This is a genomic window from Stenotrophomonas sp. 169 (assembly GCF_014621775.1).
Classification (GTDB): Bacteria; Pseudomonadota; Gammaproteobacteria; order Xanthomonadales; family Xanthomonadaceae; genus Stenotrophomonas.
Map to the genome: position 1 here is coordinate 2,928,232 of NZ_CP061204.1, position 23,597 is coordinate 2,951,828.

18 protein-coding genes and 1 riboswitch are annotated in these 23,597 nt (G+C 65.0%); of the genes, 9 read left to right on the forward strand and 9 right to left on the reverse strand.

The genetic code is table 11. The features are described from left to right. Positions 1–153: 153 nt before the first annotated feature. Positions 154–615, forward strand: a complete 462-nt coding sequence (locus ICJ04_RS12810; RefSeq protein ID WP_223202883.1) for a hypothetical protein — start codon at positions 154–156, stop codon at positions 613–615. Positions 616–671: 56 nt separating this feature from the next. On the opposite strand, the gene ICJ04_RS12815 is transcribed toward ICJ04_RS12810, so the two are convergent. Continuing rightward, on the reverse strand, positions 672–1,523 hold the full coding sequence (locus ICJ04_RS12815; protein ID WP_188324610.1) for a pirin family protein: 852 nt from the start codon (positions 1,521–1,523) through the stop codon (positions 672–674). Between the two features lie 271 nt (positions 1,524–1,794). Here ICJ04_RS12815 and ICJ04_RS12820 point away from each other — a divergent pair, with 271 nt between their 5' ends. Beyond that, positions 1,795–3,876 (forward strand): carbon starvation CstA family protein, encoded by a 2,082-nt coding sequence (locus ICJ04_RS12820; RefSeq protein ID WP_188324611.1) that lies wholly within the window; start codon positions 1,795–1,797, stop codon positions 3,874–3,876. Beyond that, positions 3,876–4,100, forward strand: coding sequence for a CstA-like transporter-associated (seleno)protein (locus tag ICJ04_RS12825; RefSeq protein WP_188324612.1), 225 nt, complete (start codon positions 3,876–3,878; stop codon positions 4,098–4,100). The genes ICJ04_RS12820 and ICJ04_RS12825 overlap by 1 nt, the downstream gene beginning before the upstream one ends. A 47-nt stretch (positions 4,101–4,147) precedes the next feature. Here ICJ04_RS12825 and ICJ04_RS12830 read toward each other — a convergent pair whose 3' ends face one another. After that, positions 4,148–5,281, reverse strand: a complete 1,134-nt coding sequence (locus ICJ04_RS12830) for a DUF3103 family protein (protein WP_188324613.1) — start codon at positions 5,279–5,281, stop codon at positions 4,148–4,150. A gap of 236 nt (positions 5,282–5,517) precedes the next feature. Between ICJ04_RS12830 and ICJ04_RS12835 the strand changes: the two genes are divergently transcribed. Next, positions 5,518–6,990, forward strand: a complete 1,473-nt coding sequence (locus tag ICJ04_RS12835; RefSeq protein WP_188324614.1) for a hypothetical protein — start codon at positions 5,518–5,520, stop codon at positions 6,988–6,990. A gap of 90 nt (positions 6,991–7,080) precedes the next feature. Here ICJ04_RS12835 and ICJ04_RS12840 read toward each other — a convergent pair whose 3' ends face one another. The 3 genes from ICJ04_RS12840 to ICJ04_RS12850 all read right to left on the reverse strand — a co-directional run bounded on the left by ICJ04_RS12840 (position 7,081) and on the right by ICJ04_RS12850 (position 10,445). After that, the gene (locus ICJ04_RS12840) at positions 7,081–8,331 is read right to left on the reverse strand and encodes a DUF819 family protein (RefSeq protein WP_188324615.1); all 1,251 of its coding nucleotides are present in this window, start codon (positions 8,329–8,331) and stop codon (positions 7,081–7,083) included. A gap of 136 nt (positions 8,332–8,467) precedes the next feature. Then, positions 8,468–9,757 carry a HAMP domain-containing sensor histidine kinase gene (locus ICJ04_RS12845; RefSeq protein ID WP_188324616.1) on the reverse strand — a complete coding sequence of 430 codons (1,290 nt, stop codon included), beginning with the start codon at positions 9,755–9,757 and terminating at the stop codon, positions 8,468–8,470. Then, entirely contained in the window at positions 9,747–10,445 is a 699-nt protein-coding gene (locus ICJ04_RS12850; protein WP_188324617.1) for a response regulator transcription factor, read from the reverse strand. Before ICJ04_RS12850 ends, ICJ04_RS12845 begins: the two co-directional genes overlap by 11 nt. A gap of 149 nt (positions 10,446–10,594) precedes the next feature. On the opposite strand from ICJ04_RS12850, the gene ICJ04_RS12855 reads away from it, so the two are divergent. Further along, positions 10,595–12,589, forward strand: coding sequence for a M2 family metallopeptidase (locus tag ICJ04_RS12855; protein ID WP_188324618.1), 1,995 nt, complete (start codon positions 10,595–10,597; stop codon positions 12,587–12,589). A gap of 93 nt (positions 12,590–12,682) precedes the next feature. On the opposite strand, the gene ICJ04_RS12860 is transcribed toward ICJ04_RS12855, so the two are convergent. Both ICJ04_RS12860 and ICJ04_RS12865 read right to left on the reverse strand, forming a co-directional pair. After that, positions 12,683–13,075, reverse strand: a complete 393-nt coding sequence (locus ICJ04_RS12860; RefSeq protein ID WP_188324619.1) for a hypothetical protein — start codon at positions 13,073–13,075, stop codon at positions 12,683–12,685. Positions 13,076–13,180: 105 nt separating this feature from the next. Then, positions 13,181–14,401, reverse strand: a complete 1,221-nt coding sequence (locus ICJ04_RS12865) for a multidrug effflux MFS transporter (RefSeq protein ID WP_188324620.1) — start codon at positions 14,399–14,401, stop codon at positions 13,181–13,183. A 284-nt stretch (positions 14,402–14,685) separates the two neighbouring features. After that, a riboswitch (glycine riboswitch) is annotated at positions 14,686–14,788 on the forward strand. A gap of 60 nt (positions 14,789–14,848) precedes the next feature. On the opposite strand from ICJ04_RS12865, the gene gcvP reads away from it, so the two are divergent. The 3 genes from gcvP (at position 14,849) to ICJ04_RS12880 (ending at position 18,674) form a co-directional block, all read left to right on the forward strand. Continuing rightward, entirely contained in the window at positions 14,849–17,716 is a 2,868-nt protein-coding gene (gcvP, locus tag ICJ04_RS12870; RefSeq protein ID WP_188324621.1) for an aminomethyl-transferring glycine dehydrogenase, read from the forward strand. A 419-nt stretch (positions 17,717–18,135) separates the two neighbouring features. Further along, entirely contained in the window at positions 18,136–18,363 is a 228-nt protein-coding gene (locus tag ICJ04_RS12875; RefSeq protein ID WP_188324622.1) for a hypothetical protein, read from the forward strand. A gap of 83 nt (positions 18,364–18,446) precedes the next feature. Next, positions 18,447–18,674, forward strand: a complete 228-nt coding sequence (locus ICJ04_RS12880) for a hypothetical protein (RefSeq protein ID WP_188324623.1) — start codon at positions 18,447–18,449, stop codon at positions 18,672–18,674. A gap of 329 nt (positions 18,675–19,003) precedes the next feature. On the opposite strand, the gene ICJ04_RS12885 is transcribed toward ICJ04_RS12880, so the two are convergent. Continuing rightward, on the reverse strand, positions 19,004–20,389 hold the full coding sequence (locus ICJ04_RS12885; protein ID WP_188324624.1) for an amino acid permease: 1,386 nt from the start codon (positions 20,387–20,389) through the stop codon (positions 19,004–19,006). An 81-nt stretch (positions 20,390–20,470) separates the two neighbouring features. Next, positions 20,471–21,181, reverse strand: a complete 711-nt coding sequence (locus tag ICJ04_RS12890; RefSeq protein WP_188324625.1) for an AraC family transcriptional regulator — start codon at positions 21,179–21,181, stop codon at positions 20,471–20,473. A gap of 120 nt (positions 21,182–21,301) precedes the next feature. Between ICJ04_RS12890 and ICJ04_RS12895 the strand changes: the two genes are divergently transcribed. Next, the gene (locus ICJ04_RS12895; protein WP_188324626.1) at positions 21,302–23,410 is read left to right on the forward strand and encodes a catalase; all 2,109 of its coding nucleotides are present in this window, start codon (positions 21,302–21,304) and stop codon (positions 23,408–23,410) included. Positions 23,411–23,597: the final 187 nt, after the last annotated feature.

Here is a 23,597-nt window from a genome sequence, read left to right on the forward strand (position 1 = left end):
GTGCGCTCGCTCACGTTCCGTTAAGGTCATCCCAACTCCCGCCAGCGTGGCTGGCAGGCAGGGTTGGCGTCCGGGGATGGGGGCCAGGTCGCAACGGCGACCGCGCCCGCCTGCCGCTGGCGGTGCCGTCGACTTGCTGCCTTGGGGATACCTATGAACCGCCTGACTACCGCCGCTCTGCTGTGCCTGATGTCGCTCGCCGTCAGTGCTTCAGCGCAGACCACGCCGCAGTGCCCGTCCTTGCCCACCAGCAGCAACCTGCAGTGGCAGGAACAGGCCACAGGGGATTTCCTGGTGTGTCGTGCCACCACAGGGGACGGCCGCGAGGTGCTGAGCCTGATGCTGACCGGCAATGATCCGGGGCTTCGCTTGCCGCGCGCACTGCGCCATGAAAAGGACAGCTTCGCCGGCGAAGAACTGTACTGGTACCAACCCGACCTGGGCGGGCAGGAGCCGCCGGGATTCGCTGACCGGCGGGTGAGCGTGGTCAAGATCGATAAGAACCGCTACGCGCAGATGGCCCTGTATCCCAGCAACAGCGAAGAGCGGGCCAGCCTGCAGCAGATGATCCGCGGCATGAACCTGACCCCGGCCGCCGTGGCAGACGGCCGCTGATCATGCAGGCCATGCCGGTGGGGCCGATGCAACGACCGGCCCCGCTTGCCGCATGCTCAGAAACGACCTTCCTGGAAATCGACGAAGGCCTGCATCAGTTCCTGCCGCGTGTTCATCACGAACGGTCCATGGCGAGCGACCGGCTCGCGCAGCGGCCGGCCTGCGACCAGGATGAGGCGCGCATCGCGCGTGCCACCGACGAGGTGCAGCGCATCGCCGCCGCCCAGCACGGCCATCTCCTGGCTCGCCAGCGGACGCGCATCTTCGCCGAGGCCGATCACCGCATCGCCTTCGAACACGTAGGCGAACGCGTGATGGCCTTCGGGCAGCCGGTAGTCCCACGTCGCCCCGGCCTCAAGGCCGATATCCAGGTAAACCGGGTCGGTTGCCGGCTGCACGATCGGGCCCGCCGTCCCGTCGACCTCTCCTGCGATGACCTTGACCCGCACGCCCGCGGCCGGCGTCAGCTGGGGAATCGCCTCCGGCGCGAACTCCTGGTATTTCGGCGCGGTCATCTTGTCCCGCGCTGGCAGGTTCACCCACAGCTGGAAACCGCGCATGCGCCCACTTTCCTGCTCGGGCATCTCCGAATGGACCAGACCGCGGCCGGCCGTCATCCACTGGACGCTGCCCGGCGTCAGCAGGCCCTCGTTGCCGTGGTTGTCCTTATGCCGCATGCGGCCATCCAGCATGTAGGTGACCGTTTCGAACCCCCGATGCGGGTGGCTGGGAAAGCCGGCGATGTAGTCCTCGGCCTTCTCCGTCCCGAACTCGTCCAGCAGCAGGAACGGATCGAGGTCCGGCAGCGAAGAGCCGCCGATGACACGGGTCAGGCGCACGCCCGCCCCGTCAGACGTGGGCATGCCGCGGATCGTACGCAGAACGCGGACCGGTGCGTGGGTGCTCATGGGAACTCCAGTGAATGACTACGACAAAGATGGGCGCTGTCGCGATCAGGACCAAGCACGCCCCCCGCAACCCATTGTTCCAATGCTGGCGTGACACGCCTCGGTGTCCGCCGCCGACGGCACGTGACGTTGGACCGGGTGCGCCGAAATGGACCGCCGGGAGGCACTGGCGGGTTACGACCAAAGTACTAGCCCTGAAACACCCTGTCTGCATTGACCCTGCAAAGGCCAAAGCGGACCCTTACGACGTACCTCCGGGAGAGTTCACCTCATGAAAGGCTTCTCAAAGCTGGGCTGGGCACTGCTCGCATTGCTCGGCGCATTCTGTCTGGGCACCGTGGCGCTGCGCCGCGGTGAACCGATCAACGCCCTGTGGATCGTAGTGGCTGCGGTCTCCATCTACCTGATCGCCTACCGTTTCTACGGTCTGTTCGTCGCCAGCAAGGTGCTGCAGCTGGACCCGACGCGGGCCACGCCCGCCGTGCTGAACAACGATGGCCTGGACTACGTGCCGACCAACAAGCACGTGCTGTTCGGCCATCACTTCGCTGCCATTGCCGGTGCCGGTCCCCTGGTCGGCCCGGTGCTGGCCGCACAGATGGGCTACCTGCCCGGACTGCTGTGGCTGGTGGTCGGCGTGGTCCTGGCCGGCGCAGTGCAGGATTTCATGATCCTGGTGCTGTCCAGCCGCCGCAACGGCCGCTCGCTGGGTGACCTGGTGCGCGAAGAAATGGGGCCCGTTCCCGGCACCATCGCGCTGTTCGGTGCCTTCCTCATCATGATCATCATCCTCGCGGTGCTGGCGATGGTGGTGGTGAAGGCGCTGGCGGAAAGCCCGTGGGGCATGTTCACGGTCATCGCCACGATGCCCATCGCGCTCTTCATGGGCGTGTACATGCGCTACATCCGCCCCGGCAAGATCGGTGAGATCTCGGTGGTCGGGTTGATCCTGCTGCTCGGCTCGATCTGGTTCGGCGGTATCGTCGCCGCAGACCCGGTCTGGGGTCCCGCCTTCACCTTCACCGCCAAGCAGATCACCTGGATGCTGATCGGTTATGGCTTCGTGGCTTCGGTGCTGCCGGTCTGGCTGCTGCTGGCACCGCGCGACTACCTGTCCACGTTCCTCAAGATCGGCACCATCATCGCCTTGGCCGTCGGCATCCTGATCGTCATGCCCGAGCTGAAAATGCCGGCGCTGACCCAGTTCGCCGCCAGCGGCGACGGTCCGGTATGGAAGGGCGGGATGTTCCCGTTCCTGTTCATCACCATCGCCTGCGGTGCGGTCTCCGGCTTCCATGCGCTGATCGCGTCGGGCACCACGCCCAAGCTGCTGGCCAACGAATCGCATGCGCGCTACATCGGTTACGGCGGCATGCTGATGGAATCGTTCGTTGCCGTGATGGCGCTGGTCGCCGCCTCGATCATCGAGCCGGGCATCTACTTCGCCATGAACAGTCCCGCCTCGGTGATCGGTGCCGATGCGGTTTCCGCCGCGCACTACATCACTACCAACTGGGGCTTCACCATCACCCCGGAGCAGCTGGAAGCCACGGCCGTTGCCATCGGCGAGCCGACCATCCTGCATCGCGCCGGTGGTGCACCGACACTGGCGGTCGGCATCGCGATGATCCTGCACGAAGCGATCCCGAGCGCCGGCGACGCGATGATGGCGTTCTGGTACCACTTCGCCATTCTGTTCGAAGCACTGTTCATCCTGACCGCGGTCGATGCAGGTACCCGCGCCGGTCGCTTCATGCTGCAGGATCTGCTGGGCAACTTCATCCCGGCGCTGAAGAAGACCGAATCCTGGTCCGCCAACATCCTGGCGACGGCCGGCTGTGTCGCACTGTGGGGCTACCTGCTCTACTCCGGCGTGGTCGATCCCTTCGGTGGCATCCAGACCCTGTGGCCGCTGTTCGGCATCTCCAACCAGATGCTGGCCGGCATCGCGTTGATGCTCGGCACCGTGGTGCTGTTCAAGATGAAGCGTGACCGCTACGCCTGGGTCACTGCTGTGCCGGCGGTATGGCTGTTGATCTGCACCACGTATGCGGGGCTGATCAAGATCTTCGACAGCAACCCGGCGCAGGGCTTCCTGGCACAGGCACACAAGTACCAGGACGCCATCGCCAGCGGCACCATCACCGCACCGGCCAAGACCGTCGGCCAGATGCAGCAGATCGTGGTCAATGCGTACGTCAATACGAGCCTGACGGTGCTGTTCCTGCTGGTGGTCTTCTCGATCCTGTTCTACGCGCTGAAGACCATCTTCATCGCACGCCGCACCCCGCAACGTACCGATCGCGAGACCGAGTACGTGAAGCTGCTGCCGCACCAGATGGCGGACCTGTAATGAGTACACAACTGGTACCGGTCGGTCAGCACCAGGCCCACCGCCGTCTCTGGCGGCGGCTGGTGCAGACCGCGCGGCTGTGCTGCGGGATCCCGGATTACGACAACTACGTGCGGCACGTGCTGGAAAACCATCCGGACCGCACCCCGATGGACTACAAGACCTTCTTCCGCGAGCGACAGGAAGCGCGCTACGGCGGGCGCAACGGAGGCCGTTGCTGCTGAGTGTTCGTCCAGGCGGCTGCGCGATGAGCGCAGCCGCCTGCCGTCGATCACTTACCCAGGGTGATGGGCGTCAGGTCCACGGTCGCGTTGGCGCCAGCACCCGGCCGGCTTGTGTACGCCTGGCCACGTTGCAGCAGATAGAAACTGTCGACGTAGTCGTGCTCATCAACGAACCAGGCGTCAGGCATTACCGTCAGCACCGCATCGGCGATCACGCTGACCAGACCTACGGACGGCTGGATCGGACCGATCGTGGCCCCGACCACCTTGATGAGTGCCGAGAGCATCGTCTTGTAGTTGGTTTCCCCATCTTCTTCGAACAGTTGCACGTTGGCCACGTCGTAACGGTAGTTTCCCCATAGAATCCAGGGCTGGCTGGGGTAGTAGTCCGTCTTGTCATGGTCCAGCCACGGCATTTCGAAGGTGCGCATCTCCGGCTTCTTCTCGTCCACCTGCAGCCCGGAAACGATCGCGAATATCTCCGCATCCCCTTTGAGGTTCGGCTCCTGGTCAGCGGCGAGCCGGATGCGGTCAAGCCGGGTGATGTCCAGCGTATCGGCCTGGGCAACCTGGGCGGGCAGCGTCTGCAGGCCCGCTGCTAGCAGTCCCTCGTTGACCACCTTCATTCCCTCCCGCAGCGCGGTGCGGGTGTCCACCTCCACCAGCAGCAGCGGGAACGCGGGACGCGCGTCGATGCCGATTTCCAGCATGCTGCCATCGGCGGCATACGTTCTTACCATCGTATCCAGGCGATCCTCGCCCGTCGGAACCGCTGCCACCCGGTACGCTGACAGCGCAAAATCCTCCCGTTGGGTGCCTTCTGGCAGCAATACCCTGACCTGCAGGAGATCGGCACCCTGCTCCGGAAGGCCCTTCAGCGCGCGCAGGCTCCGATTCGCCCGCTGCAGACGGCTGGCCGCCATCGCATGCGCGCCGAGCTGCTCGACGACCTTCGACAAAGGTGCCGTCTCCCCGCCTTCTGCGGCGATCACAGCGAGCGCATCCGCGACGAAATCCTGATGCCGCACGAGGTCGCGCACCTCAAGGATGGCGTTGCCCAGGACCGACGCCACGGACGCACCGGGCTCCAGCGTCAGTGCGGTTCCGGCGTGGGCCGTGGATACGGCGGTGGACAGGGCAAGCGCCAACAGGCAGGTTCGAGTGAAGGAATTACGATTCATCGTTTTTCTCTCTTCAAGGCGTACAGCAGCGCCCGCCCGGCGTTGTGTCAGGCTTCAAGCGCGCGGCCTTTTTACGACGTCGGCGGACGTGATGAGTCAATGCGGGTCGCAGAAATGGCGGGGCGGGTGAAACTCTTACTTGTCTGTACGTTCCAGTGCTTGTCGGCCGGCCCGCCTGCACGTCGTCACAGGGCAGTCTCCACGGATCGCTTTCACGCCTTGTCGGGTCCGGCACGATGTTCTTCAAGGATCCGTGCACGATCCCGCGCCGTGCGTGTCGGGCCGTGGCACGGCCGCATGAAAGGCGTCCAACGTCGCGTCATGGATGTGCTGAAAAAGACGTAATCCGCAACGTAGAGGCGGGTTATGGGACCCGCGTCGCCATCCCGCATTGTCGGTCGACAGATAGTCGGGCCTCATCCCAGCGGAGCATCCGCGCCATGAAGCACCCCGCACTGTGGTCGTCATTTCTGCTTTTTCACGCCCTTGCCGCGCACGCGGTGAGCCCGCGCCCTGCTGACATGATCGACCTCGACCGGCCGCTCGACCACTACCTCTGGATCACCACCCACAACGCAGCGAATCACGGAGGCCTGCTACCCAACCAGTCCTTCGACATAACCGAGCAGCTCCAGCGTGGCGTGCGGGGGCTGATGCTGGACATCCATGAGCGTGACGGGCGACTGTTTACCTGCCATGCGGACTGCACCTTTGGACGCAAGGCACCCCTGACGGAGGACATGGGGGCGGTGTCCCGCTATCTGGACACCCATCCGGACGCAGTCATCACACTTCAGCTTGAAGATTACTATCGGCGTGGCGCAATGGACGCGTTCGTGCGCGACAACGCCGGCCTGTTCAAGCACAGCTTCAAGCCGGGCGATCCCCGCTGGACGGCGCTGCGTGGGCAGTGGCCTACCCTGCGCGAACTGATCGCGGCCGACCAGCGCCTGTTGGTTCTGACACAGCGGGCGGAGCTTTCAGGCGCGTATGCCGATGGGGCGATCACGTTCATGCACGACCAGGCAGTCACCGCAGAGAACTATTGGAGCCTGGGCGCCACGATCTTCACCCATGACACTACGTGCAGACCCCGCTGGAGTGGGATTCCCCTGGACGCAACCGACCAGCCACTGGGGCTGCCGCGCCTGTTCGTCATGAATCATTTCCACGGCGCGCCCTTTTCCTGGCATAGCGGTGTCGACAATCGCCTGGACACCGTCGTGCAGCGACTGGACACGGCCTGCCTCCCCGCCGCCAAACGCATGCCGAACTATCTGGCGATCGATTTCATCGAGTGGGGCGACATGCTGGAGTTCGCCGAGACCTACAACAACGGCGGGCTGTTTGCCTTCGCGGACAACGGTGCAACGGGCGGACCGATATGCAGCTTCAGCACGGCGTTTGAACGGAACTGGTCGCTTGCATCCGCGCCGCGCATGGGCTGCGAGAACAACACGATACGCTCGCTCGTTTTCCGGGGTGCCCGCCAGGGCCAACGCGTGACGCTGCATGATGCGGCAGATGGCGATACCCAGCGCGCTTACACCGTCATCGACGTGCTGCAGGACATCGCCTGGAACCAGCCGCAGTCCGTAGAACGTCTGGACCTCGAGTTCGACTCGGCCTACCTGCGGGTAAGACCCTTCAAGGGAGGTCCCCTTGATGGAAGCGTCTCACACATCTCAGTGGAGCCAGCTGCCCGCTGAGCAGGCCCCCTGCTCCCTGCGTGTGCCGCGTCACGAGCCGGCGCAAAGGCCGGCTCGCGCGCTGGACCTGCGGTTTTCTGACGGCCGGCACTAGGCGCCGGCCATCGCCTTCAGGATCAGGCCGGTAACGTACGCCAGTCCGGTTCCCGTCGCATACCCCACCGTGCCCAACAGCACACCGACCGGCGCCAGGCTCGGGTGGAAGGCCGCGGCCACCACCGGTGCCGATGCGGCTGCGCCGATGTTGCCCATCGAGCCGACGCCGAAGAAGAACAGCGGCGCGCGCAACAGCTTCGCCACGATCCACAGCACCAGCACGTGGGTGGCCATCCAGATCAGGCCCAGCGCGAACAGCCACGGCCGATCAAGCAGCGACAGCAGATCCATCTGCATGCCGATGCAGGCGATCAGGAAATACAGGAACACGGTACCCAGTTTCGATGCGCCGGCCGACTCCAGCCGCCTTGCGCGGGTGAAGCTGAGCGCCAGGCCGAGGCCAGTGGAGAACAGCACGACCCAGACGAACTGACTGTCCAGGCTGAACTGGCTGGACCAGCCCACGTTGGCCTTGAACCACGCGGCCAGCGGTGCCGCGATGGCGTGCGCCAGACCGACGCCGCCGAGCGCTACGCCGACAATGACCATCAGATCGGTCAGCGTGGGGATGCGCGAGTTCTGCGCCTCGTAAGCGCTGATGCGGGCCTTCATCTCATCGATGGCCCGCGTATCCGCGCCATTGCGCGCATCGATCTGCTGCGAACGGTTGGCCAGGAACAGCAGGATCGCCATCCACAGGCTGGCGCAGGCCACGTCCACCACCGCGAACTGCCCAAACGTGGTGGCGTCGGTGCCGAAGATCTCGCGCATCGCCACCATGTTCGCGCCGCCGCCGATCCAGCTGCCGGCCAGTGCCGCCATGCCCGCCCAGGTATCACCGGCCACCGTTTCCGGATGGATCAGCTTCATCACCTGGAACGACACGATCGCCCCCAGCATGATGCCTGCGGTGCCGGCACAGAACACCACCAGCAGTTTCGGCCCCAGCTTGGCGATGCCCTTCAGGTCGATGGACAGGGTGAGCAGGATGAGCGCGGCCGGCAGCAGCACGTCGCGCGCCACCGGGTTGTACAGCGCGGTGCCATGGCCGTCGATCAGCCCTGCCGTGTTGTAGATGGCCGGGATGAAGTAGCACAGCAGCAACGCCGGCACCCAGGCGAAGATCTTCTTCAGCAGTGGCGTGGGACCACTGGCAGCCCAGAAGATCAGGGCAAGCGTGGCAGCGATGAGTCCCAGGCCGACGATGTCGCTGGAAATCAGGGCAGTTGCAGGTTCGGTCGGCATGGCGTCCTCTGTCGATCGAAAATGGTGGGCGAAAAAAATGCCGCAGGACGCGGCACCCTTCGAGCTTAACATCGCCATCACCACCGCGCTTGAAAAGAGCCGCTGCCGAGCGTGCCGACTTCAGCCGGCACGCACTCTACCCAGGGAAAGGTACGCCCGACGCGCTGACATCCAGTGTCGCCCGCGTGCCGCGTGGCTGCACCGGGTCGAACCGCAAGGTCCAGCCCAGGTGCTCGCACAGCCGTGCCACCAGCTCCAGGCCGATGCCGCCGTGTTCGTTGCGGAGCCCGCGCGCCATCCGTGCATGGATGGCCGCGATCTCCTCCGGGCTCATGCCGTGTCCCGGATCGCGCAGGGTCAGCACGCCGGCGGACGAAAGATCGAGCTGGATCGCGCCGCGACCGCTGTTCTCGATCGCGTTGCGCAGCAGGTTGCCGATCGCCGCCTGCACGACGGCCAGCGGCGCCACGATATCCACCGGCGCGGCGCGCAGGGCCACGGTCAGGTCCTTGTCTCCCAGCAGGTGGCGATGGTCTTCGATGATCTGCGGCAGCAACTGGTCCAGGGCGACGCGCTCGGCACGCGCGGAAAGTCGTGCCGGGTCGCGGGCCAGCACCAGCAGCAGTTCGATCAGTTCTTCAACGTCCGCCGCTGTACGCTGTACGCGCAGCATCTGCTGGCGTGCACGCTCCGGCAGCCCCGGTTGTTCCAACGCCAGTTCGGCCGCACCGGTGATCACCGCTACCGGCGTGCGCAGCTCATGGCTGGCCGTGCTGATGAACACCCGCTCGCGCTCGACGAACTGCTCGTTGCGCGCCAGGTAGTCGTTGAGCGCATTGGCAATGGTATGCAGCTCGGCGCTGCCACGTGCATCCACCTGGATATGCTGGCCCGGCGCACCGGGCTTCAACGCGGCAATGTCACGCGCCAACAGGCTCAACGGACGCACTACCCGCTGCATGCCCAGCCGCGCCATCACCACGGTCACGATCACCATCACCAAGCCAGCCAGCAGCACCCAGCGGGTAGCGAACTGCTCCAGCGCCTCGAAATCCGAAATATCCAATGCCAACGCCACGCGCCCCATCGTCTGGGTCTGCCGCACCATCACCGCCGCCTGCCGCTCCCCGATGGGCACGCCATCGTGCAGCCCGGGATGGAGATCACGCACGCTGGCCGGCGTTCCCGGCTGGTCCAGCCGGAACAGACTGAGCGTGTCCGAATCCTGCCAGCGGTACTGCGGGTCGCGCGCACTGTGCGCGAGGATGCTGTCCAGCTCGGAGTTCAACAGCGCCCGCCAGGCCGCATGTTCGGCGTGCTCATGCACGTTGTTGCCAACCCCGAACACGGCCAGTGAGATCAAGGCCAGGTAGGTCAGCAGCCATCCCAGTACCCGCCGGTACAACGGAGCAGGCCTAGCCGCCATCGGTGGCCTCCGGGTCCTGCACGGCCAGGCGGTAACCGACGCGCGGCAGCGTGTGCAGCAGCTTGCGCGCGAAGGGGCCGTCCACGCTGCGACGCAGTTCGTAGACATGCGAGCGCAGCAGGTCACCGTCAGGCGGCTCGTCGCCCCACAGGGCGAACTCCAGCTGCTGGCGCGTCACCGCTGCGGGGCTTGCGCGCATCAGCACCTCCAGCAACTTGCGGCAGGCGGGGTAGAGGTGCAGCGTCTGGCCCGCGCGCTGGGCTTCCAGCGTTGCCAGGTCAAGCACCAGATCGCCCACCTGCAGCCGTTTGCGCGGATTACGGCCCTGCGCGCGCACTCGCAGTGCATCCAGGCGGACCTCCAGCTCGGGCAGTGCGAAGGGTTTGGTCAGGTAGTCGTCCGCGCCCGCCCGGAACCCGGCGATCTTGTCAGGCAGGTCGTCGCGTGCGGTGAGCATGATGACCGGCACTTCAGAGGCGTGGTCCGACCGCAGGCGGCGCAGCACTTCAGGCCCTTCCATGCGCGGCAGCATCCAGTCCAGGATCACCACGTCATAGGTCTGCGTGGTCGCCAGGTGCAGCCCGGTGATGCCGTCCGGCGCGACGTCCAGCACGTGCCCACGCGATTCGAAGTAGTCGAACAGGTTGGCGACCAGTTGCCGGTTGTCCTCGATCACCAGAAGCCGCATGCGCTTTCCCACCCTGTGTGTGGCTGCATGGTACCGCTGCCCGTGTCGGATTCACGTCCCCCCGCCCTCGCCGCCAGCACGGATGCCACTTGCGGCAACCCGCCGCGCCCACTAGCCTTCGGCGGTCGTTCACCACCCAAGGATCGCCCGTGAAACACCGTCATCTCCTGCTGGCCTCGGCGATCGCCGCCGCCACGTTGTCGCTGGCCGCCTGCAAGAAGGACCCTTCGCCGGAAGCCGACACTGCGGCGACCACGGCACCGGCCGGCGAAACCGCTGACCAGTTCGTGGCCCGGATCAATGCGGAGTACAAGGCCGCGTACCCGGAGATGACCTCGGCACAGTGGCTGTCTTCCACCTACATCAACAGCGATTCCGAGCGTGTGGCGGCCAAGGCCAACGAACGCTCGCTGACCCAGCTCAACAGCTGGATCGAACAGGCCGCGAAGTTCGAGGGGCAGGAGATGTCCGACGACAGCAAGCGCGCCCTGCACCTGCTCAAGCTGATGTCGTCGATGCCGGCCCCGCGCGACCCGGCCAAGCTGGCCCAGCTGACCCAGATCGCCACACGCATGGAAGGCAGCTACGGTGCAGGCAAGTACTGCACCGATGCCAACGATCCCACTTCCTGCCGCCAACTGGGCGACCTGGAGCAGGTGCTGTCCAGCAGCCGTGACTACGACCAGCAGTTGGATGCCTGGCAGGGCTGGCACGGCACCACCAAAGACATGCGCGGTGATTACCAGCAGTTCGTGAGCCTGGTCAACGAAGGCGCCAAGGGCCTGGGTTTCGCTGATGCCGGACAGATGTGGCGCAGCGGGTACGACATGCCGCCGGAGCAGATCGGTCCGGAAACCGACCGGTTGTGGGAACAGGTCAAGCCGATGTACGAGCAGTTGCACTGCTACGCGCGCGGCAAGCTGGACGCCACCTACGGCAAGGACAAGGCCGAAGTGGGCAATGGCCTGATCGCTGCCCATCTGACCGGCAACATGTGGCAGCAGGACTGGTCCAACCTGTGGGACCAGCTGCAGCCGTACCCGGGTGCGGGCAGCCTGGACATCACAGCTGCGCTGGAAAAGCAGTATCAGGGCAACCTGAGCGGCGCACTGGCCAAGGCGGGCAGCAACGCCAACGTGGAAGGCCTGTACAAGGCGCAGCGTGAGGCCGAACTGCGCACTGCGCGGCAGATGACCGAACGCGCCCAGGATTTCTACGTGTCACTGGGCATGCCGTCGTTGCCGAAGTCCTATTGGGACAAGACCCAGTTCATCAAACCGCAGGACCGCGACGTGGTGTGCCATGCCAGCGCGTGGGACATGAACATGGAAGGCGATGTGCGCACCAAGATGTGCATCAAGCCCAACGAAGAGAACTTCACCACGATCTACCACGAGCTGGGCCACATCTATTACGACCTGGCCTACAACCCGCTGCCGCCGCTGTTCCAGGGCGGTGCGAACGACGGCTTCCATGAAGCAATCGGCGACACCATCGTGCTTGCGATGACGCCCAAGTACCTCAATTCGATCGGTCTGGTGGACAAGCCGGAAGAAAGCCGCGAAGCGGTGATCAACAACCAGATGCGGATGGCCCTGTCCGGCGTGGCCTTCCTGCCCTTCGGCCTGATGATCGACCGCTGGCGCTGGGGCGTGTTCGACGGCTCGATCACGCCGGACAATTACAACAAGGCCTGGTGGGACCTGAAGGCGCGTTACCAGGGCGTGGCACCGGCCACCACGCGCGGCGAGGAGTTCTTCGATCCGGGCGCGAAGTACCACGTGCCGGGCAATACGCCCTATACGCGCTACTTCCTGGCCCGCATCCTGCAGTTCCAGTTCTACAAGGGCCTGTGCGATGCCTCCGGCTACAAGGGCCCGCTGCATGAGTGCAGCTTCTACGGCAACAAGGAAGCGGGGCAGAAGTTCTGGGCCATGCTGAGCAAGGGTGCCAGCCAGCCGTGGCAGGCCACCCTGAAGGAACTCACCGGTGGTGAAAAGCTGGATGCCGGCCCGATGATCGAGTACTTCAGCCCGGTCAACGCGTGGCTGAAGGAGCAGAACCAGGGCCAGGTGTGCGGTTGGCAGGCCAGTGCCGCGGCGCCTGCTGCACCGGCAGCGCCGGCAGCGCCCGCACAGCGCTGACCGCGCCCCGTGATCCGGTAGCGCCGCGCCCTGCTCGGCGCTACCTTCGGACTTCATGCGACGCCGGGCATCGCCCGGCGCCGTCACGGCTGATCAGTTGGCCTTGCCTGCCGTCATCTTCGCGGCAAGCGCATCCTTGAACTCATCGAAACTGACCCCTTGCGCATTGGCCTCCGCCTGCGCGGCGTCACGCAGCGCATCGGAATACACCAGGCGCACCGGCGTGCCATTGCGCTCGTGCAGTTCACCCGCCTGCATGATCAGGGACAGCACCTGGGCAGCACTCTCGCTCTGGCCGGCAATGCGACCGTCCATGCCCAGCACCCATTCGCCATCGCGGCGGACAATGCCGGCCAGCAGCGTCCGCTGCTGATCGCGCAGTTCGGCGTGCGGCTCGACGGGCGAGGCGTTGGCAGCGTCCCGGTTGGCGGTCTGGGTTTCGCGGCGCCGGCGGATATCGCGGCGCAGTTTGGAAGTGGTCGACATCAGGGGCTTACAGTCATCCGGGTGCGCAAGGATACCCCAGCGGCGTCCCGCGCCGGCTTCACCGCCACGGCCCGCGCACGGCGCAGCGGCTCTGCCGGCTGGCGCTCAGCGTGCATGGGCGTGCGGGTTGCGCCGAGCGCAGGCGTTTTCCCAGTACCACACCGACGCCCCAAGCACGAAGAAACCAGCGTAGCCAAAGGCGAGATGCACCGGGTTGCTGCTCAGCAGGGGCGACAGCACACCGGCAACGAAGGTATTGATCATCATCTGGATGAACATCTGCATCGAGGAGGCGAGCCCGCGCTGATGCGGGTACAGATCCAGCACGCCCAGCGCCAGGATCGGGAAGATCATCGCCAGTCCGGTGCCCCCCATGAATATCGGAACGACTGCCCAAGGCAAAGCGATTTCTGGCACCGACAGCACGTAGCCGATGTTGAGCACCGCCGACAATCCACACAGGCCGAAGCCGATGCCGATCTGCCGCTGCGGAAGCACACGCCCGGCCATCTGCCCGGACAGGAACGCCCCCAGCGTCATCCCGCCGATGGTCGGCACGAACAGCCAGGCAAAACCGCCCTCCCCCAGTTTCAGGTGCTGCATGACGAACACCGGGGCCGAGGAGATGTACAGGAACACGCTGGAAAAATTCAGCGCGCTGGCCAGCGCAAGGCGCAACAGGCGTGGGTTGGAGCCCATCCGCAGGTAGTCGCGCAGCAATCCGCGCGGCGACAGCGACGTACGCGCTTCGACCGGATGCGTCTCGGGCAGGAACCGCGCCGTGGCCACCAGCAACAGCAACGAAAACACCACCAGGAACCAGAAGATCAGCGGCCAACCGGCGCCACTGAGCAGGATCCAGCCGCCGATGATCGGTGCGATGGCTGGGGCGATGCCGAAGATCATCGAGACCTGGCTCATCAGCCGCTGGGCATCATGGCCGTGGTACAGATCGCGGATCACCGCACGGCCGACGATCATGCCAACGCCCGCTGACAGACCCTGCAGCGCGCGGAACACCAGCAGCGTGGTCAGATCGGTTGACAGCGCGCAGCCTACCGAGGCGCCGACAAAGATCACCAACCCCCCCAGGATCACCCGCTTGCGACCCAGCGCATCCGAAAGCGGCCCGTGGGCCAAACTCATCAGCCCGTAGAACAGCAGGTACACGCTGATGGTCTGCTGCACCGCGACCTCGTCCACGCGCAGGCGCTGCGCCAGTTGCGGAAAGGCGGGAAAGATCGTGTCGATCGAGAACGGACCAAACATCGCCAGACCTGCGAGCAGCAGAGCCAGACGGCGGGTCGAGGGCGAGGCGGCAGTCATGGAGGTGTCCGGAGGAGCCGCGCAGGCCATGCGCGGCAGGCGCCAGCCCGTGTCCGGAAAAGACAGGAAGGCGGCGCCGGATGAATACGAATGGTGCGTCATGATAGGCCGTAGCGGTCCCCTTTGCCATTCGGTCCGATCCGAAAACGTCTGGTCCCTGACTCCATTCAGCCGCACATCCATCAGGGCCGACCGCTATAATCAACGGGCAACAAGGTGGGAGAAGCAGGACACCGCTGCCGAAGGCGCAAACGCCCGTAATCGCTCAGGCCCGTGACCACCCGCATCAAAACTCTGGAGAGACCGGTTCGATCCGGCGCCGAAGGGGCACGAAGCCGCGCACACGCGCGCTTCCAAACTCTCAGGCAAAAGGACAGAGGGGCGCCCCGCAGGCTGCCGAATGGCGGCCTGCCCACGTGCGTGCCCTTTCCCGACGGATCCTTCGCCATGCCCCAGAACACCCCTTCGCTGCGCGAGCTCGAACATCACAACGCGTTCGTCGAACGCCATATCGGCCCCAACGATGCCGAAATCGCGCAGATGCTCGGCGTGGTCGGCCACGCCTCGCTGGATGCGCTGACCGACGCCATCGTGCCCGCGCGCATCAAGTCGCCGGCACCGCTGGCGTTGCCCGAATCGGTGACTGAAGTCGAGGCGCTGGCGAAGATCCGTGCAATCGCCGACCAGAACACGGTGCTGCGCAGCTTCATCGGCCAGGGCTATTACGGTACCCACACGCCGAACGTCATCCTGCGCAACATCCTGGAAAACCCCGCGTGGTACACGGCCTACACGCCGTACCAGGCCGAGATCTCGCAGGGCCGCATGGAAGCGTTGATCAACTTCCAGACGCTGTGCGCGGACCTGACCGGCATGGAAATCGCCAATGCCTCGTTGCTGGACGAAGCCACGGCGGCCGCCGAAGCAATGACCCTGGCCAAGCGTTCGGCGAAGTCGAAGTCGGACACCTTCTTCGTGCACGACGCGGTGCATCCGCAGACGCTGGAACTGCTGCGCACCCGCGCCGAGCCGCTGGGCATCGTACTGCGCGTGGGCACCCCGGCCGAAGCACTGGAAGCGGAAGCGTTCGGCCTGCTGCTGCAGTACCCGGACACCTTCGGCCAGGTCGGCGACTATAAGGCGCTGGTCGATGCCGTGCATGCACGCGGCGGCCTGGTGGCCGTGGCGACCGACCTGCTCGCACTGACCTTGCTGGTGGCACCGGGCGAATGGGGCGCGGACATCGTGGTCGGCAACAGCCAGCGTTTCGGCGTGCCGTTCGGTTTCGGTGGCCCGCATGCCGCCTTCATGGCCTGCCGTGATGCCTACAAGCGCTCGATGCCCGGCCGCCTGATCGGCGTATCGATCGACGCGCAGGGCAACCCGGCGTACCGCTTGACCCTGCAGACCCGCGAGCAGCACATCCGCCGCGAGAAGGCCACCTCCAACATCTGTACCGCGCAGGTACTGCTGGCGGTGATGGCGTCGATGTACGCGGTGTACCACGGCCCGGAAGGCCTGACCCGCATTGCCCGCCGCACCCATCGCCTGGCGGCGATCCTGGCGGCTGCCCTGCGCAGCAACGCGGTGGCCGTTGGCGAAACGTTCTTCGACACGCTGCATGTCACCGGCATAGACGCCGACGCCGTGCATGCCAAGGCGCGCGCTGCCGGCTATAACCTGCGCGCGATCGACAGCAGTTCGGTGGGCATCAGCCTGGATGAAACCGCCACCCGCGAAGACATCGTCGCGCTGGCCCAGGTATTCGGTGCACACGCGGATGTGGAAGCACTCGATGCGAGCACGGCCGATGCCATTCCGGCCGGCCTGGTGCGCAGCAGCGCGTTCCTGACCCACCCGGTCTTCAATACCCACCACAGCGAACACGAACTGCTGCGTTACCTGCGCTCGTTGGCCGACAAGGATCTGGCGATGGATCGCACGATGATCCCGCTGGGTTCGTGCACGATGAAGCTCAATGCCACCGCCGAAATGATTCCGGTCACCTGGCCGGAGTTCGGCAACATCCATCCGCTGGTTCCGGCGGAACAGGCCATTGGCTACAAGGCACTCATCGAGGGCCTTGAAGCGATGCTGGTGGAATGCACCGGTTACGACGCTGTGAGCCTGCAGCCCAACTCCGGCGCGCAGGGCGAATATGCCGGCCTGTTGGCCATCCGTGCTTACCACCGCTCGCGCGGCGACGATCACCGCGATATCTGCCTCATTCCCGACTCCGCTCACGGCACCAACCCGGCCTCGGCGCAGATGTGCGGGATGAAGGTCGTGGTCACCAAGACAGACGCCAACGGCAATGTCGACGTCGATGACATCCGCCGCAACGCAGAAAAGTACAGCGACCGACTCGCCGCGCTGATGGTCACCTATCCGTCCACGCACGGCGTGTTCGAGGAAGAGATCGTCGACATCTGCGAGATCATCCACCAGCACGGTGGCCAGGTGTACACCGATGGCGCCAACATGAATGCCTTGGTCGGTGTGGCCAAGCCCGGCAAGTGGGGCTCGGACGTTTCCCACTTGAACCTGCACAAGACCTTCTGCATCCCGCACGGCGGCGGTGGTCCCGGCGTGGGACCGTGTGCCGTCAAATCGCACCTGGCCCCGTTCCTGCCGCGCGCGCTTGGCGGCGAGGGTGATGTCGGGATGGTCTCGGCCGCCACGTTCGGCAGCGCCTCGATCCTGCCGATCAGCTGGATGTACATCACGCTAATGGGGACCGAAGGGCTGCGCAAGGCCACGCAGGTCGCGCTGCTCAATGCCAATTACATTGCAAAGCGGCTGGCCCCGCACTTCAAGACCCTGTATACCGGCCGCAATGGGCTGGTCGCGCACGAGTGCATCCTGGATATCCGTCCGCTGGAAAAGACCAGCGGCATCGGCGCAGAGGACATCGCCAAGCGGCTGATCGACTTTGGCTTCCACGCCCCCACCCTCAGCTTCCCGGTGGCCGGCACGTTGATGGTCGAGCCGACCGAGAGCGAATCCCAGCATGAGCTGGACCGCTTCATCGACGCGATGATCCAGATCCGCGAAGAGATCGCCGCGATCGAAGATGGCCGTCTGGAGCGCGAAGACAATCCCTTGAAGAACGCACCGCACACCGCCGCCGCCGTGACGGCCAGCGAATGGACGCATGCGTATCCGCGCGAGCTGGCGGCGTTCCCCTTGGCCAGCCTGCGGCAGTCCAAGTACTGGCCGCCCGTGGCCCGCGTGGATAACGTGTATGGCGACAAGAACGTGATGTGTGCCTGCATCCCGGTCGATGCGTACAAGGACGACGAAGTCGACGCCTGATGGCGTCAGCACGACCTGACCGTTTCACTGCATCACGGCCCGCGCAAGCGGGCCTTTTTTTTTGCGCCCAGGTGACAGACCCGGATCGCCGCGCTGCCTGCCGTGTCGCACCTGGCAGGGCCAATAACGACTAGTCCGTGACTCCCTACAGCGCTCTGCGCGACATCACGTTCGCGGTTGGAGCCGCGTCGCATTCAACAACCACACACCGCTCATCGAAAACGGAACTGTGTTGCAGACGTAAGAAACCCGGTTTTTTATGTTGTGCACGTCACATTCCAGCACTCCTGTCGCGATGGTGTCGACGCACGATGACTCCACGTTCTGACGCCGGCCAGCCAGAACGGATCCCGGATCGCGAACGGGATCGACACCGCCGCCCATCCTGGTCGGCGGAACCCGTCAAACGGAGAATCATCATGAACCATCTGAAGACCCTCGTCGCCGCCGCTGCCCTCGCCTTCACCTTCGCCATCCCCGCTGCAAATGCGCAGCCTGCGCAGGAACGCGGCGTGTCGGATTGCGCCGTGAAGCTGGCCTCGTGCCTTGCTGAGGGTGGCGGTGCAGTGAACTGCGCCATCGAGTTCGTGAAGTGCCTGACCTCAGACAGTGCCTCGACTTCAATCGCCGATCGCCGCGAGGACTGAAGCCCAAGGGCACGGGCGCGAATGCTCCCGTGCTCTCTTCAGCAACGCGGTCCCCATCCGACCAACTTCAAACAGGATCTGACATGTCCGTCATAAAGAGCGCTGCTCTGGCTGTCGCCATGACCTTTGCCGTATCGCTACCTGCACTGGCCCAGCCTGCTGAGCCAAGCGCTGGTTCAATCGATTGCGCCAAGGCCTTCTTCCAATGCTATTACCTAGATGGACGCGACTTCATCAGCTGCTCGCTCGAACTGCGCAAATGCCTCGCCAGCGGCAGCCGTGTCGCACTCCCGGTTTCACTGGCCCCCTGAGTCCCTTGGGCCGCTGCGACGAAGAGGAAAATCCATGAACATCCGAGTTCTCGCCAGCAGTCTGTTGCTGGTCAGCGCCATTGCCGTTGCCACCGCTCACGCATAGGTCGTCCCAACCGGAAATCCGGTGACCTGCGGCGCCGAGTTCGTAAAATGCGTCGCAAAGACCGGCAACTGGCTGATCTGCGGGGTTGCCTACAAGCGGTGTATCGACACGCGCGATACAACGGTTGTGGCGACCCAACCGCAGGCGGATTGAGCGCCCGCACAGGCGCGGCCGGTGCATCGATCGCGCCGACGCGGATTGCAGAATGGGTGCTGCGTCGAGATCAGCGAAGTCCGGCCCGGATGCGTCGGGCAAGCGCACTGCAGCTGGCAATGAAGGCAGTCAGCACCACCATGGACAGGAATTGCAGGCGCGTCTGTTCGCCATACAACAGCAAAGCGAAGATCAGTGCCAGGATCGCCAACGCCAGCCCCGTCAACCACGGGAAAGCCGCCATGCGGAACGGCAATGACAGCCCCGCCCGATCCGCACGTCGACGCAGCACCAGCTGCGACGCCAGCGAAATCGTCCACACCAGCAGGCAGGTCGATCCGACGATGTTCAACAGCACCGGCAGCACTCTGGTCGGGAACAGCAGCTCCATGACCGTAGCGGCGAAGCCGAACAGGACGCTGGCAAGCACAGCGAGTATCGGCACTTGGCGGCGGTCTGCACGCCCCAGCGCGGCGGGCGCTTCACGGCGCTGCGCCAGCGAGAAGATCATCCGCGATGCCCCGTACAGATTGGCATTGAGCGCTGACAGCAGGGCGATCACCGCAACCAGGGTGATGGCGGTACCGGCGCCCGGAATATTGGCCGCTTCCAACACGGCGGCAAACGGCGACTTCAACGCCTCGCTGGTCCACGGCACCACCGCGATGATGACGCTCAGCGAGCCGATGTAGAACACCAGGATCCGCCACGCCACCGTACGGATGGCGCGCGCGATGCTGCGCTCGGGGTCTTCGGTCTCGGCTGCAGCCACCGCTACGATCTCGGTCCCGCCGAAGGCGAAGATCACCACGAGCAATGCCGCACCCACACCCGCCAGACCGGTAGGCGCGAACCCTCCATTGGCGGTGAAGTTGGACAGGCCCGGCGAGATCGCGTTCGGCAGCCAGCCCAGCAGCAGGGCCGCACCGATGGCGATGAAGCCGAGGATCGCGGCCACCTTGAGGATCGCGAACCAGAACTCGAACTCGCCGAAGTTCTTCACGCCCAGCAGGTTGATCGCGGTGAAGAACACCATGAAGGCAAGGGCTGCCATCGGAACGGAGAGACCGGGCCATACCGTCGCCAGCAGACCGGCCGCGCCTACCGCTTCGGCCGCGATCACGATCACCAGCTGGACCCACCACAGCCAGCCCACCGTGGCGCCCGCGGTCGCACCCAGCGCATCGGCGGCGTACACCGAAAACGCGCCGCTGGTCGGCTTGTTCGCCGCCATCTCGCCCAGCGCGTTCATCACGATGATCACCAGTGCGCCGGCAACCAGATACGACAACAGCACGGCCGGGCCTGCCAGCTGCACGCCGACCCCGGAGCCGAGGAACAGGCCCGCGCCGATGGCGCTGCCCAGTCCCATCATGATCAGCTGGCGGGGCTTGAGCGCATGGCCAAGGCGCGTGGTGGTCGAGGCTGTGGAAGCGGGGGTCGGGTTGTCAGGCATCGAAGGGCACGTGTGCGGCAACAAGGCCGTCACATTACCCTGTCCAGCGCGCGGACGGGATAGGCCGGATGGCCTGCCTGCTCAGCCGCCGGCCAGTTCGGCGATCCGGGCCCGATAGGCACGCGGCGAGACACCCGTTTCGGCCTTGAACTTGCGGGTGAAGGCGCTTTGGTCACTGAAGCCACAGGCTTGGCCGATACTGGCGATGCTGTCATTTCCATGCAGCAGGTGCATGGCCATCTGGATCCGCAGCCGGGTCAGCACCTGCTGCGGCGTCATCTGGAAGACTTTGCGGAAGCTGCGCTCCAGCTTGGACAACGAGAACCCGGTGATGTCCAGAAGCGTCTGCATGCGCACGTTTTCAGCGTAGTGCGCGTTGAGATGGGCCAGTGCCAGGCGCAGGTGCTCGTACTGCGCTCCCAAGCTGTGCTTCTGCCCCAGATCGCGGGAAATGCCGATCAGGCCCTGGATGCGCCCGTCCACCACCAGGGGCCGCTTGCAGGTCAGGCACCAACCCGGCTCGCGGTTGGCGAACAGATGCAGTTCCATGAGGTTTTCGATCACCGCCCCGCCCAGCACCCGGGTGTCCTGGTCGGCGTAGTCTGCGCTCAGGCCTGTCGGGTAGATTTCCGCCGCGGTGCGGCCGATGACCTCCTTGCGCGACTTTAATCCGAGGCGCCGCAGCATGGTCTGGTTGATGTGCGTATAACGCCCGTCGCAGTCCTTCATGAAGAAGAGCACATCGGGAATGGCGTCAAAGAGGGCTTCGATTTCGGCGGGTTCAACACGCATGCGCACAGCATAACCGAGCGCCATTTTCCCTGCGCGTTCACCCGCACGGGACCGTGGATTAACACCCGTCGGGCCATGGTCGAAGGGAAAAAGCCCCGCCCACCCTCCAGGAGACCTCCCATGGCCGCCAGCAAGCCATCCGGCAAGCGCGCATCCGCCTCGACCGCCCCATCCGAAGACGCCCCCCGCGAAGAGCGCGGTACCGGTGATGAGCTGCACCAGCTGGCAGGCGGTTCGCATCCGGTGCTCACCAGCAACCAGGGCATCCCGATCGCGGACAACCAGAACTCGCTGCGCCAAGGCCCACGGGGCCCGACCTTGCTGGAAGATTTCCTGCTGCGCGAGAAGATCACCCACTTCGATCATGAGCGCATCCCGGAGCGCATCGTCCATGCGCGCGGTAGCGCCGCCCACGGGTACTTCGAACTGACCCGTTCCTTGGGCAAGTTCACCCGCGCCAAGATCCTGACCGAAGTCGGCGTGAAGACGCCGGTGTTCACGCGCTTCTCCACGGTGGCCGGCGGCGCCGGGTCGGTCGATACGCCGCGTGACGTGCGCGGATTCGCGGTCAAGTTCTACACCACCGAAGGCAACTGGGACCTGGTGGGCAACAACATCCCGGTGTTCTTCATCCAGGATGCGCTGAAGTTCCCCGACCTGATCCACGCGGTGAAGATGGAGCCGGACCGTGCCTTTCCGCAGGCGGCCAGCGCCCACGACACGTTCTGGGACTTCGTTTCGCTGATGCCCGAATCCATGCACATGATCATGTGGGCGATGAGCGACCGCACCATTCCGCGTTCGCTGCGGATGATCGAAGGGTTCGGCATCCACAGCTTCCGCCTGCTCGACGAGGCCGGCAACTCCACGTTCGTGAAGTTCCACTGGCGCCCCAAACTCGGCCTGCAGTCGACGGTATGGGACGAAGCGCTGAAGCTGCAGGGCGCTGACAATGACTTCCAGCGCCGCGATCTGTTCGAAGCGATCCAGCGTGGCGACTTCCCCGAATGGGAACTGGCCGTTCAGCTGTTCACTGAAGAAGAGGCCGATGCGTTCCCGTTCGACCATCTGGATTCCACCAAGATCATTCCCGAGTCGCTGGTGCCGTTGCAGGTGATCGGGCGCATGGTGCTGGATCGCTGGCCGGACAACTTCTTCGCCGAAACCGAGCAGGTGGCTTACTGCCCGGCGAACGTGCCGCCTGGCATCGATTTCAGCAACGACCCGCTGCTGCAGGGCCGTCTGTTCTCGTATCTGGATACCCAGCTGATTCGCCTGGGCGGGCCGAACTTCCACCAGATCCCAGTCAATGCGCCGAAATGCCCCTTCGCCAACCACCAGCGCGATGGCCACATGCAGATGCAGATTCCCAAGGGCCGCGTCGCCTACGATCCGAGCTCGCTGGAAGGCGACAGCCCGCGGCAGACCCCGGCTGGCTTCCGCAGCCATGCAACGCCCGATGACGGGCGCAAGGGCCGGACCCGCGCGGACAGCTTTGCCGACCACTACAGCCAGGCCCGCATGTTCTTCCGCAGTCTGGAAAAACCGGAGCAGGCACATCTCGCCTCCGCGCTGGTCTTCGAGCTGTCCAAGGTGGAGACCGGCTACATCCGCGAGCGCGTCGTCAGCCACGTGCTGAACATCGATGAGTCGCTGGCCAAGCGCGTTGCCGATGGGCTGGGCATGGACGACCTGCCCGACGCCGCCCCCACCGCCATTCCGGCGCAGGACATGCCGAAGGCACCGGAAGTGCGCACCATCGGTCGCGGCAAGGAGAGCCTGCAGGGCCGCTGCATCGGCATCCTGTTCGATCAGGGATCCGATGCGGGCACCATTGCCGCGCTCCGGAAGGCGGCACAGAAGGCCGGCGCCGACGTGAAACTGGTAGCGCCGAAAGTCGGCGGCGGGGTGCTCAGCGATGGCAAGCGCCAAGCGGCCGATGGACAGCTCGCCGGTACGCCATCGGTCGTGTTCGATGCGGTAGCGGTCGTGCTGACGGCCGATGCGGGCCGGGCGTTGTCGAAGGAATCGGCTGCCATCGATTTCGTCAGCAATGCCTGGGCCCACCTGAAAGCAATTGCGAGCGACGAAGGTGGCACCGCGCTGTTGAAGGCGGCCCGCGTGGGTACTGATCCGGGCATCGTCAATGCAGCAGACGCGGAGGCGTTCGTCGCCGCTGCATCCACCCGCCAGTGGGCGCGCGAGCCCAAGCTGCGGCTGCTGGCCTGACCCCCTCAGAGCAGCACGATCCAGGCCCCGCCGTTCACCGGATGACGGCGTGACCCGATTGCTGATTCGAGACCTGTGTTGACTCGACGGCGGTGGCAGCGATGCCACCGCCGTTTCAGTGTCCGGCAGACAAGCGCATCGGTGTACTCAGGGATGCCTCATGGTTTTCACGGCGGCTGCGCATGCA